The following is an 11,705-nucleotide window of genomic DNA, read 5'->3' as shown; positions in this document are numbered from 1 at the left end:
CCCCCTCCCGTAAACGGGAGGGGAGTGGTCGCTCTGCTCACACTCGCCTTGGGCTTCGCCGCCCCCGCCGCCGCGCAAGACCGCGCTACCGTCGACGCCTCCGCCCCCACCCAACAAGCCGTCACCATCTACCGCGACCCCAACCGCGCGCCCGGCGACCGGCTCGACCGCGACAACCCGCAAGGCTTCGCGATGATCTCCGAGGTCCGCACGGTCACGCTCCCACCGGGCGAATCGCGCATCCGCTTCACCGGCGTGGCCGAGGGCATGGTGGCGGTCTCGGCCATCGTCACGGGGTTGCCCGGCGGCACCATCGAGAAGAACCGCAATGCCGACCTCCTGAGCCCCGCCGCACTGGTCGACGGGACGCTTGGCAACCGCGTGCGCATCACCCGCACCAACCCCGGCACCGGGGCGCAGACCAGCGAAAGCGCGATTGTCCGCACCCGCGCCGATGGCGGTCTGGTGCTCCAGACCAGCGAGGGCTTCGAGCCGGTGCGCTGTTCGGGCCTGCCCGAAAGTGTCGCCTTCGAGCGCGTGCCCGCCGGGCTCTCGTCCGAGCCGGTGTTCTCCATCGACACCCGTGACGCCAGCGGCGGCACCTACACGGTGACGCTGTCATACCTCGCTTGGGGCTTCGACTGGGAGGCGAACTACGTCGCCACGCTCTCCGAAGCGGGGGCGCGCGACAATGCGCGGCTGCGGCTGGTAAGCTGGCTGACACTGCTCAACGACAATGGCCAGAGCTTCGAGAACGCCGATCTGATGGCCGTGGCAGGCACGATCAACGTCGAGAGCGATTATGAGGGTCTGGCCGAGCCGCCGCGCGCCCGGCCCTTGCGGCTGACCTGTTATCCGATTGGCAGCACGGCGCGCGGCTCGCCCGAAGCCTCCTTTAACCCTCCGGCCCCGCCGCCTGCGCGAATGGTCATGTATGCGCCGGTCGCGATGCGTGCGCGCGCCGAGTCCGACGAGGAAATCGTCGTTACCGCCTCGATGATCGCGAGCGAGGAAGACCTCGGCGACCTCAAGCTCTATCGCGTGCCCGAACCGGTCACGGTTTCAGCCAAGGGGCTTAAGCAGGTGGCCTTTCTTGACCGGCCCGAGGTCAAGGGGAGGATCGTCTATCGCGCCGACCAGTGCGCGCCGTGGACGCCGCTTCCCGATAATAACGATCAGGCGGATTTCACCCCCGTCATGCTGATGCTGGTGACGAAAAACGACGAGGCGCACGGCCTTGGTGCGGCGCTGCCGCTCGGCAATATGGCGCTGTTCGAACCTTCGCCAGCGGGCGACCTGCTGGTGAACGAACTGGACCTGCGCGACTATGCGGTGGGGCAGGATGTCGAGCTGGATATCGGTCGAAGCCCGGAAGTGTTCACGCAATGCGCGCGGCTCGGTGCGGCGGAGCCCGATACCTATGGTGCCCGCTGGATGCCGATGCGCGCGCGCGTCACCAACGCCAATCTGCACAGCGTGACGCTGCGAATCATGCTGGGGGAGGAAGCGGGGTGGGATTACCGATTCGCCCGCCAACGGCTGCGGACGAAGAACGGAGTGCGCTATGTCGAGGTGCAGGTCCCGGCGAATTCGACCACCGACTTCGACTGGCAGATGCGCTCGACCCTGCGCTGATCCTGCGTTTTGCGGGGCTGACAGGATAAATGTAGGAAATTCTATGTTCCACTCTTGTTCTCATGGAACAAAGTGCGTACACAGGTCTCGTGGACGAAGGGCATCAGGCCCTAGCGACAGAGCGGAGACCGTGTCATGGCTACCCAATTGAAGCTGGTTGAAGAGGATCGCAAAACCGTGGACCGTCAGAAGGCGCTGGACGCCGCTCTCGCACAGATAGATCGCGCCTTTGGCAAGGGCTCCGCCATGAAGCTGGGCCAGAAGGAAGCCATGCAGGTGGAAGCGATTTCCACCGGCTCGCTCGGCCTCGATATTGCGCTTGGCGTGGGCGGCTTGCCCAAGGGACGTGTGATCGAGGTCTATGGCCCGGAAAGCTCAGGGAAAACGACCCTCGCGCTGCACGTGATCGCCGAGGCGCAGAAGGCGGGCGGCACCGCGGCCTTCGTCGATGCCGAACATGCGCTTGATCCGGTTTATGCGAAGAAGCTTGGCGTCGATATCGACGAGCTGATCGTGTCGCAGCCCGACACCGGCGAGCAGGCGCTGGAGATCGTGGATACGCTGGTGCGCTCGAACGCGATTGATGTGCTGGTGGTCGATTCGGTCGCCGCGCTGGTGCCGCGCGCCGAGATCGAGGGCGAGATGGGCGACAGCCACGTCGGCCTGCAGGCTCGCCTGATGAGCCAGAGCCTGCGCAAGCTGACGGGTTCGATCAACCGTTCGAAGTGCATGGTGATCTTCATTAACCAGCTGCGCATGAAGATCGGCGTGATGTACGGCAACCCTGAGACCACAACGGGCGGTAATGCCCTGAAGTTCTATGCTTCTGTGCGTCTCGACATCCGCCGCACCGGTCAGATCAAGGACCGTGACGATATTATCGGCAACTCCACACGCGTGAAAGTGGTGAAGAACAAGGTCGCCCCGCCGTTCAAGCAGGTCGAGTTCGACATCATGTATGGCGAAGGCATTTCGAAGATCGGCGAGATCCTCGACCTCGGCGTGAAGGCCGGGGTGGTCGAGAAGGCGGGCTCGTGGTTCAGCTACGACAGCATCCGCATCGGTCAGGGCCGCGAGAACGCCAAGACCTTCCTCAAGGAAAATCCCGAGATTTGCGACCGGATCGAAGCTGCGATTCGCAGCCAGACCGATGCGGTCGCCGAGGAGATGATGACGGGGCCGGACGCGGACTCCGAAGACTGATCCTCAAGAAGGGCCGGGCAGCAACGCAGGCCGCCCCCCTTGCGAACCGGAGCCGACGCCGTGGTACTTGCCCAGTGCCTGAGCGTCGGCTTCTTCGCATTCGCGCTGTTTTCTATTCGCACTGTCACGCACTTGAGCCATGCTGGCTTTTGGGTGCATGGTTCGCTTGCACAAGGGGCAGGGAATGTGGGCCCACCCCACAACCGGGCCATCAGATAGAGGCAGGGCATTTGGACAAGATTGCATGGCAGGGAAGCCAGGGCGCGAGTTGGGCCGACAACTGGCGCCGGACCGACCGTAGCTTCGGCGTTCTCACCGAAAGCCTGCTCACCCGCCTGCGCGGCCTGAATTATCGGCAAGTGCTCGATATTGGCTGCGGGGCCGGGGAACTGTCGCTGGCCATCGTGCGCAACCGTTCCGGTGTCGAGGTGCGCGGCATCGACATTTCGCCCCAGCTGGTCGAGGCCGCGCAGACCCGCGCGGAGCGGTTTAACAACGTCGCCTTCGTCTGCGCCGATGCCGCGACCTGGAAGCCCGACGATGATTTTGTGCCCGATCAGATTGTGTCGCGGCACGGCGTGATGTTTTTTGACGATCCGGTGGGTGCTTTTGCTAACCTTGCGGCCGTCGCTGCGCCTTCGGCCAAGCTCTTGTTCTCGTGCTTTCGCGCGCCCTCGCTCAATCCGTTCATGACCGAGGTTGCACGGCTCCTGCCGTCGTCGCCGCAATCGCCCGACCCGCGTGCGCCCGGCCCCTTCGCCTTTGCCGATGCGTCCTATGTCGAGCAGATTCTGTCCGCGAGTGGGTGGACCGAGATAAACTTCGCGCCGGTCGATTTTCCGATGATCGTCGGCGGCGGTGAAAATCCGGTGGCCGATGCGCGCGACTACTTCTGCGCCATCGGTCCCGCTGCAAGAGCGCTCGGCGAACTCGATGAGCATGAGCGTCAGACGTTCTTTGCCAGGCTCGATGCGCTATCCGAACGCAACTGCCGGGAAGGCATCGTATCGCTGCCGGCGGCGGCCTGGGTGGTCACGGCAAAACGCGGGTAGCAGTGCCGGAGCGGGGCAGGCGTTAACGATGCCTGTCCATTGTGCGCGTAACATGCTTGTCGAGCAGGCGAACAGGCCCTAATTCGGCGCGATGCACTCGACCAACGACATTCGCCGCGCATTTCTCGACTATTTCGCGGCCAACGATCACACGGTTGTGCCTTCGGCACCGCTGGTTCCCTACAACGATCCCTCGTTGATGTTCGTCAACGCGGGGATGGTGCCGTTCAAGAACGTGTTCACCGGGCTCGAAACGCCGCCTGCACCGCGCGCCACCAGCAGTCAGAAGTGCGTACGCGCCGGGGGCAAGCACAACGATCTCGATAACGTCGGCTACACCGCGCGCCATCTCACGCTGTTCGAGATGCTCGGCAACTTCAGCTTCGGCGACTATTTCAAGGAACGCGCGATCGAACTGGCCTGGGGCATGGTCACGCGCGAACTGGGCCTCGATCCCGAGCGGCTGAGCGTCACGGTCTATCACACCGACGATCAGGCCGCCGACCTGTGGCGCAAGATCGCCGGGCTGCCCGACGAGCGGATCATCCGCATCGCCACCAAGGACAACTTCTGGGCCATGGGCTCGGACGGCCCCTGCGGCCCCTGTTCGGAAATCTTCTGGGATCACGGCCCTTCGGTCGCCGGTGGCCCGCCCGGATCGCCCGACGAGGATGGCGACCGCTTCGTCGAGATCTGGAATCTCGTGTTCATGCAGCACATCCAGGAAGCCGACGCGATTGTCGGCGACCTGCCGCGCCCGTCAATCGACACCGGCATGGGCCTCGAACGCATTTCGACCGTGCTGCAGGGCGTGCACAACGTGTTCGAGACCGACACCTTCCGCGCGCTGATCGAAGCGAGCGAAGACCTCGTGAAGGCCAAGGCCGAGGGCGAGCAGATTGCCAGCCACCGGGTGATCGCCGATCACCTGCGTTCGACCAGCTTCCTGATTGCCGACGGCGTGTTGCCCTCGAACGAGGGCCGTGGTTATGTCCTGCGCCGGATCATGCGCCGCGCCATGCGTCATGCGCACCTGCTGGGGGCCGACCGTCCGCTGATGCACCGTCTCGTGCCTGCGCTCGTCACCGAAATGGGGCAGGCTTACCCCGAACTGGCGCGCGCGCAGCCGCTCATCACCGAGGTGCTCGAACGCGAGGAAACCCGCTTCCGGCAGACGCTCGAAAAGGGTCTGCGCCTGCTCGATGATGAAGTGGCCACGCTGGGCGAGGGCGCGGACCTCCCCGGCGAGGCGGCCTTCAAGCTCTACGACACCTATGGCTTCCCCTACGATCTGACCGAAGATGCCCTGCGTTCGCGCGGCATCGGCGTCGACCGCGAGGGCTTCGATACGGCCATGGCCCAGCAGAAGGCGGCAGCGCGGGCGGCGTGGAAGGGCTCGGGCGCGGCGGCCGACAGCGAGGTCTGGTTCGATGTGGTCGAGCGCGAAGGCGCGACCGAGTTCACCGGCTACACCTCAGAAAAGGGCGAGGGCCGGGTGGTCGCGCTGGTGGTTGACGGCAAGGAAGTTGCCAGCGCCGATGCCGGGCAGGAGGTGATCTTGCTCACCAACCAGACCCCGTTCTATGGTGAGAGCGGCGGTCAGGCTGGCGATGCGGGTATCGTCACCGGGGACAACCGGCTCAAGATTACGATCACCGATACGTCGAAGCCGCTTGGGCGTCTGCATGCGATGCACGGCACCATCGAGGCCGGACAAATCAGCGTGGGCGACACGGTGCACCTCGCGGTCGATGCCGCGCGCCGCGCTGCCATTCGCGCCAATCACTCGGCCACGCACCTGGTGCATGCGGCGCTGCGCAACCTGCTCGGCGACCATGTCACGCAGAAAGGCTCGCTGGTGGCGGCGGACCGGCTGCGGTTCGACTTCTCGCACCCCAAGCCGCTCACTGGCGAGGATATCGCCGCGATCGAGGCCGAGGTGAACGCGCAGATCCGCGCCAACAACGAGGTCTCCACCCGCCTGATGAGCCCGGACGAGGCCATCGAGGCCGGGGCCATGGCGCTGTTCGGCGAGAAGTACGGCGAGGAAGTGCGCGTGCTCTCGATGGGGCAGGACAACTTCGGCGGCTCTGGGCGGACCTATTCGGTGGAGCTGTGCGGCGGCACCCACGTGCGCGCCACCGGCGACATCGCGCTGTTCCGCATCGTGTCCGAAAGCGCTGTATCTTCGGGCGTGCGCCGGATCGAGGCGCTGACCGGCGAGGCCGCACGCCAGTGGGTCGTGGGCCGCGAGGAGGCGCTGAAGTCTGTTGCTGCCACGCTACGCACCTCACCTGAGGAGGTCGAAGAACGGGTCGCGGCGCTGGTTGACGAGCGCAAGCGGCTTGAGCGCGAACTGGCCGATGCCAGGAAGCAGCTGGCCTTGGGCGGCGGCGGTGCTGGCGGCGCGGCTCCGGCGGCGGATGAGGATATCGGCGGCGTCGCCTTCTCGGGGCAGGTCCTGCACGGCATGAACCCCAAGGAACTGCGCGGCCTGCTCGATGAAGCCAAGGGCCGCATGGGCTCGGGGATCGCGGCAATCTGCGCGGTGAACGAGGGCAAGGCTGCCTTCGCCGCTGCCGTCACCGATGATCTGACCGGGCGTTTCAGCGCCGTCGACCTGGTGCGTGCGGGCGTGGAAGCGCTGGGCGGCAAGGGCGGCGGTGGCCGTCCTGATATGGCGCAGGGCGGCGGACCCGACGGCGACAAGGCCGATGATGCCATCGCCGCCGTGCGTGCGCTGATCGCGGGCTAACGCATAACGGCGCGCCGAAGCCGCGTCGTCAGGATGCGACTTCGGCGGTGCTGGTGCGCAGCTTCGGCTTTTCGGCGAGGTCGGCCCCGCGCTGGATTTTCTCGCGCATTTCGTCGCGCTTTTCGTGGATCGAGGCGATCACCGGTCCCATCGGCACGCCAAGATCGACCAGCGCCGCTTCGGATAGCTGGAGCGAGCTTTCGAGCGTTTCGGGCACCGCGGTGGTCGCGCCGCTGCGATAGAGTTCGGCCGCGTGCACGCTGTCGCGTGCGCGGGCGATGATCGGCAGGTCGGGGTACTGCTGGCGCAGTTTGCGGACGAGCTGCTGGGCCAGCACGTGTTCGTCCATGGTCAGGATCACGGCGGGCGCGCTGGCGATGCCCATCTTGTTGAGCACGTCGGCACGCATCGCATTGCCATAGATCGCGACATAGCCGTCGCGCCGCGCATCCTCGACCAGATCGGCATTGGAATCGATGGCGATGTAGGCCTTCTCGTGCCGCGCCAGCATCTGCGCCACCAGCCGCCCGACACGCCCGAGGCCGATCACCACCACATGCGGCGCACGCGGGTTCTCGTCGACTTCTTCCAGCGTCGGGGCGGGGTCCATCCGTCCTGCAAGGTTCTTGCCGAGCAGAGCCAGCAGCGGGGTGATGGTGAGGCCAATCGCGGTCACGGTTTGCCAGAACTGACCCACTTCCCGGCTCACCAGCGCTGCACTGGTGGCGGCGGTCAGCACGATCAGCGTGGTCTCCGAGGGGCTCGCCATGAGGATGCCCGTTTCCACCGAGGTGCTGCGCCGGGCGCCCATGAACCGCAGCAGCACGCCGGTCACCACGGCCTTGAGCAGGAGCACGCCGACCACCGCCAACGCGATAGTGCCGAGGTTGTCCCACACCATCGAGAAGTCGATCCCCATGCCGACGGTGAGCAGGAACACGCCGAGGGCAAGGCCCTTGAACGGCTCCATCATCCCCTCGACCTCGCTGTGATACTCGGTTTCGGCGATCAGCAGCCCGGCGATCAGCGCGCCCACGATCGGTGACAGGCCGACCGCGGTGGTGGCAAGGCTTGCTCCGATCACCACCAGCAGCGAGGCGGCGAGGAAGATCTCCGGGCTCTTGGTGCGCGCGGCCTGCGCGAACAGGCGTGGCAGCACCAACCGTCCGCCGACCATCATGATGAGCACCACGAACAGGCCCTGCCAGAGGGTCGACAGCAGGCCGGCCATCCCGTCCGCATCGGCATAGGGGGCAAGCGCGCCGAGCAGGAAGATCACCGGCACGATCATGATGTCTTCGAACAACAGCATCGAAAGCGCCGCGCGGCCCACCGCCGAGGTGGTGCCCGAGATCGGCAGCACCAGCGCGGTGGAGGAAAAGGCGAGGGCAAGGCCCAATGCCAGCGCGCCGGTCCAGTATTGCCCGGTGTAATAGAGGATCGCGGTTATCAGCGCGCCGATCACCATGATTTCCAGCGCGCCCAGCCCGAACACCAGCTTGCGCAACTGCCACAGACGCTTGAAGCTCAGCTCCAGCCCGATGGTGAACAGCAGCAGGATGATGCCGAACTCGGCAAACGGTTCGAGGCCCTCCGGCTCGGAAATGGTGATGTGCGTGAGCCAGGGATAGTCCGCCACCATGCGGCCCAGCCCATAGGGGCCGACCAGCAGGCCAACGAGGATGAACCCGATGATCGGGGTGATCCGAAAGCGGGCAAACAGAGGGATGACTATTCCCGCCGCTCCAAGGATCACCAGTGCATTGGACATCATTGGTGACAGGTGGGCGGATGCATGCATGGTGCCGGTTATCGACAAAAGTGCATCGCAGGACAACGATAATATTACGATAAAGCGCACAAAGACGCAGTTTCCTGACGAATTTGGTCGGAAAGGGTGACAAGCTGCTGAGCATCCGTATGTCAGGGGGCATGGAGATGCCGACCCTCATTTCGCTCGCCCTCTACTTTGTTCTCATGATTGCCATCGGGCTCTACGCCTGGCGCAAATCGACCGAAGATTCCGAAGGATACCTGCTCGGCGGGCGCAATCTGCCTCCAGCCGTGGCGGCATTGTCGGCCGGTGCCTCCGATATGTCGGGCTGGCTGCTGCTGGGGTTGCCGGGCGCGCTGTATGTTTCCGGCCTGGTCGAGGCGTGGATCGGGATCGGGCTGTTTGTGGGGGCTCTGGCCAACTGGATGATCGTGGCACCGCGCCTGCGTGAACAGACCGTGTCTTACGGCAATTCGCTGACGATCCCGCAATTCCTTGCCAACCGCTTCCCCGACAAGGCGACCGCGCTGCGGGTGGTGTCGGCGCTGATCGTGGTGCTGTTCTTCTCGGTCTACAGCGCGGCAGGGCTGGTCGGCGGTGGCAAGCTGTTCGAGGCGAGCTTTCTCGATCAGCCGCTTCTTGGCATGAGCCCCTATATGGCCGGCGTTGTGCTCACCGCCGGGGTGGTGCTTGCCTATACCATGGTCGGCGGCTTTCTCGCGGTGAGCCTGACCGATTTCGTGCAGGGTTGCATCATGGTGGTGGCGCTGGTGCTGATGCCGCTGGTGGTGCTGCTTGACGACGGCGTTGGCACGGTTGCCACAACGCTGCGCGATGTCGATCCGAACTTTCTCAGTTGGTTTGGCGGGTTGTCGGCCATCGGCTTCCTCTCTGCCATCGCCTGGGGGCTGGGCTATTTCGGTCAGCCGCATATCATCGTGCGGTTCATGGCGGTGCGCGAGGGGGGCATCAAAACCGCGCGCAACATCGGGATGAGCTGGATGTTGGTGGCGCTGATCGGCGCGCTTGGCGTCGGGCTGGTGGGCCGCGCCCATGTCGAGCTGCATCCCGGCATCGAGCTGGCCGATCCCGAGACGATCTTCATCCTGCTGGCGAACACGCTGTTCCACCCGTTCATTACCGGCTTCCTGCTCGCGGCGCTGTTGGCGGCGATCATGAGCACGATCAGTTCGCAGCTGCTGGTCAGCTCCAGCTCGCTGACCGAGGACTTCTATCGCCTGTTCCTGCGCAAGCAGGCGAGCGAGCGCGAGATGGTCAACGTCGGGCGCATCTGCGTGCTGCTGGTGTCGATTGCCGCAATCGTCATTGCCGCCGATCCCGAGAGCGAGGTGCTCGGCCTCGTCTCCAACGCCTGGGCCGGGTTTGGCGCTGCCTTCGGCCCGCTGATCATCCTGTCGCTGGTCTGGCGCAGGATGACGGGTGCGGGCGCTCTGGCCGGTCTGGTGACGGGCACCGTGGTGGTCGTCGCATGGATATTCACCGGGGCCGCTGAGGCGACCGGGATCTACGAAATTATCCCCGGCTTTGCCGCCGCATGGCTGGCGATCTGGCTGGTGAGCAAGGCGACCGCAAAGGAATCAGCAGCCGCCTCCGCCTGATCAGCCGCCGCCGGGGCCATGGCCACGACGCGGGGCGGGGCCTTGCACCTCCCCCGCACCCGCAGAGCCGCCGTCCTCGTTCCACTCGATGCGGTAGAGGTCGTGCCGCCGGTCGGCGAGGTTGCGCACCGTGCCCTCGGCGCGGGCCCATGACAGGTCGGCAAGGTTCACGTCGCTGATCGTCAGCGTCTCGACGTTCTCGCTTGCCTCGGCGGCAATGCCATCGCGGGCGAAGGGGAAGTCGCAGGGGGTCAGAATGCAGCTCTGGGCATACTGGATGTCCATGTTGCCGACATTGGGCAGGTTGCCGACATTGCCCGCCATCACCACGAAGCACTGGTTCTCGATGGCCCGCGCTGCGGCGCAATAGCGCACGCGCATGTAACCCTGCCGGCTGTCGGTGCAGAACGGCACGAAGATGATCCGCGCGCCCTGGTCGACCAGACGGCGCGACAATTCGGGGAACTCGCTGTCGTAGCAGATCTGGATGCCGATCGGGCCGCAGTCGGTCTGGATGACGTCGATCGAATCGCCGCCCTTGATGTTCCACCAATAGGCCTCGTTGGGGGTGGGGTGAATCTTCTCGCGCTCGTGAATCGAACCGTCGCGCAGGCACACGATGGCGATATTGTGGATGTCGCCGTCGTCCATCCGCGTGGGGTGCGAGCCGCCGATGATGTTGATGTTGAACTTGAGCGCCATCTCCGACAGCGTGTCGCGAATGCGCGGGGTGTAGCGCGAGAGCAGCTCGATGCTTTCGAGCGGGGACAGCTCCTCCTCCTCGGCGCTCAGCAGCATCAGCGTGAACAGCTCGGGAAACAGGATGAAGTCCGCCTCATAATCACTTGCGACATCGACGAAATAGCGCACCTGACGGATGAACTCGTCAAAGTCCTTCACCGCGCGGGCCTGCAACTGGCAGGCGGCGATGCGGACGTTCTCGATCCCGCGCGGCACCGAAAGCTGTGCGCTCGCCTCCTGATCGACGAAGGGGTTGCGCCAGACCATCTGCACCGCATTGCCGCGGCTGCGCCGGTCCTCGGGGAGATAGCCGGGCAGCACCGCCAGCGGTTCGAACCCGTTGGCGAGCTGGAAGCGGAGCACCGGATCGTGGATCTTGCCCGCCACGACCTTGTCGAGATAGTCCTCTGCGCTCTCCACCCGCCGCCAGCTTCGTTGCAGGTTGGGCATGCGCCCGGCAAAGACGATCCCCTTCAGTTCGAGCTGCTCGGCAAGGAACCGGCGCTCTTCATAGAGCCGCCGTCCGATCCGGGTGCCGCGCACCTTGGGATCGACGCACATTTCGTAGCCGTAGAGCCAGTCGCCCGTGGCCTCGTGGCGGCTGCCGTAGCCGTTGCCGGTGATCTCGTCCCAGGTATGTGGACGCAGCGCCTTTTCGCCGCCGATGCGCATGGTGGCGCAATAGCCGACCAGCTTGTCGTCGAGCACGGCGACGAAGCATCCCTCGGGGTAGTTGTTGATCTGCCCGCGAATTTCGCCCTGCGTATAGGGCACGAAGTCCTCGTAAACGCGCTTGGCGAGGGCGGCGATGCGGCGGACGTCGGCGGGAACGGCGGCGCGGACTTCGAGGCGGGCTTTGGTCATGCGATCTCCTGTACAACGAAAAGGGGCGCGCGACCGCCGTCGCGCGCCCCTTCATGATAACT

Annotated in this window: 7 protein-coding genes; 5 read left to right on the top strand and 2 right to left on the bottom strand. The window is 65.1% G+C overall.

Annotation, left to right across the window (positions count from 1 at the left end):
* The first annotated feature begins 24 nt into the window (after nt 1-24).
* The 4 genes from D2V17_RS07135 to alaS all read left to right on the top strand — a co-directional run bounded on the left by D2V17_RS07135 (nt 25) and on the right by alaS (nt 6,645).
* Nucleotides 25-1,635, top strand: a complete 1,611-nt coding sequence (locus D2V17_RS07135) for a DUF4139 domain-containing protein (RefSeq protein WP_119592393.1) — start codon at nt 25-27, stop codon at nt 1,633-1,635.
* A 135-nt stretch (nt 1,636-1,770) separates the two neighbouring features.
* Nucleotides 1,771-2,838 carry a recombinase RecA gene (recA, locus tag D2V17_RS07130; protein WP_119592392.1) on the top strand — a complete coding sequence of 356 codons (1,068 nt, stop codon included), beginning with the start codon at nt 1,771-1,773 and terminating at the stop codon, nt 2,836-2,838.
* 230 nt (nt 2,839-3,068) lie between these two features.
* Complete coding sequence (locus tag D2V17_RS07125) at nt 3,069-3,890, top strand: class I SAM-dependent methyltransferase (RefSeq protein ID WP_119592391.1); 822 nt, start codon at nt 3,069-3,071, stop codon at nt 3,888-3,890.
* Nucleotides 3,891-3,981: 91 nt separating this feature from the next.
* On the top strand, nt 3,982-6,645 hold the full coding sequence (gene alaS, locus D2V17_RS07120) for an alanine--tRNA ligase (protein ID WP_119592390.1): 2,664 nt from the start codon (nt 3,982-3,984) through the stop codon (nt 6,643-6,645).
* 28 nt (nt 6,646-6,673) lie between these two features.
* Here the strand turns inward: alaS and D2V17_RS07115 are convergent, their stop codons facing one another.
* Nucleotides 6,674-8,416, bottom strand: coding sequence for a cation:proton antiporter domain-containing protein (locus D2V17_RS07115; RefSeq protein WP_483950239.1), 1,743 nt, complete (start codon nt 8,414-8,416; stop codon nt 6,674-6,676).
* A 161-nt stretch (nt 8,417-8,577) separates the two neighbouring features.
* Here D2V17_RS07115 and putP point away from each other — a divergent pair, with 161 nt between their 5' ends.
* The gene (gene putP / locus D2V17_RS07110) at nt 8,578-10,038 is read left to right on the top strand and encodes a sodium/proline symporter PutP (protein ID WP_119592389.1); all 1,461 of its coding nucleotides are present in this window, start codon (nt 8,578-8,580) and stop codon (nt 10,036-10,038) included.
* Here the strand turns inward: putP and D2V17_RS07105 are convergent, their stop codons facing one another.
* Nucleotides 10,039-11,643: a bifunctional GNAT family N-acetyltransferase/carbon-nitrogen hydrolase family protein gene (locus D2V17_RS07105; RefSeq protein ID WP_119592388.1), complete on the bottom strand. Its 1,605-nt coding sequence runs from the start codon at nt 11,641-11,643 to the stop codon at nt 10,039-10,041. It lies immediately after the preceding gene.
* Nucleotides 11,644-11,705 lie beyond the last annotated feature (62 nt).

The sequence above is a fragment of the Aurantiacibacter xanthus genome (genome assembly GCF_003584015.1).
In the GTDB taxonomy this organism is placed as follows: Bacteria; Pseudomonadota; Alphaproteobacteria; order Sphingomonadales; family Sphingomonadaceae; genus Alteraurantiacibacter; species Alteraurantiacibacter xanthus.
The sequence above is the reverse complement of the archived record's forward strand: the minus strand, read 5'-3'. Positions and strand labels throughout refer to the sequence as shown.

What these genes read in the sequence shown, in the direction of transcription:
- alaS (WP_119592390.1), top strand. Translation starts at nt 3,982, where the DNA reads ATGCACTCGACCAACGACATTCGCCGCGCATTTCTCGACTATTTCGCG.
- D2V17_RS07105 (WP_119592388.1), bottom strand. Translation starts at nt 11,643, where the DNA reads ATGACCAAAGCCCGCCTCGAAGTCCGCGCCGCCGTTCCCGCCGACGTC.
- putP (WP_119592389.1), top strand. Translation starts at nt 8,578, where the DNA reads ATGGAGATGCCGACCCTCATTTCGCTCGCCCTCTACTTTGTTCTCATG.
- D2V17_RS07115 (WP_483950239.1), bottom strand. Translation starts at nt 8,416, where the DNA reads ATGTCCAATGCACTGGTGATCCTTGGAGCGGCGGGAATAGTCATCCCT.
- recA (WP_119592392.1), top strand. Translation starts at nt 1,771, where the DNA reads ATGGCTACCCAATTGAAGCTGGTTGAAGAGGATCGCAAAACCGTGGAC.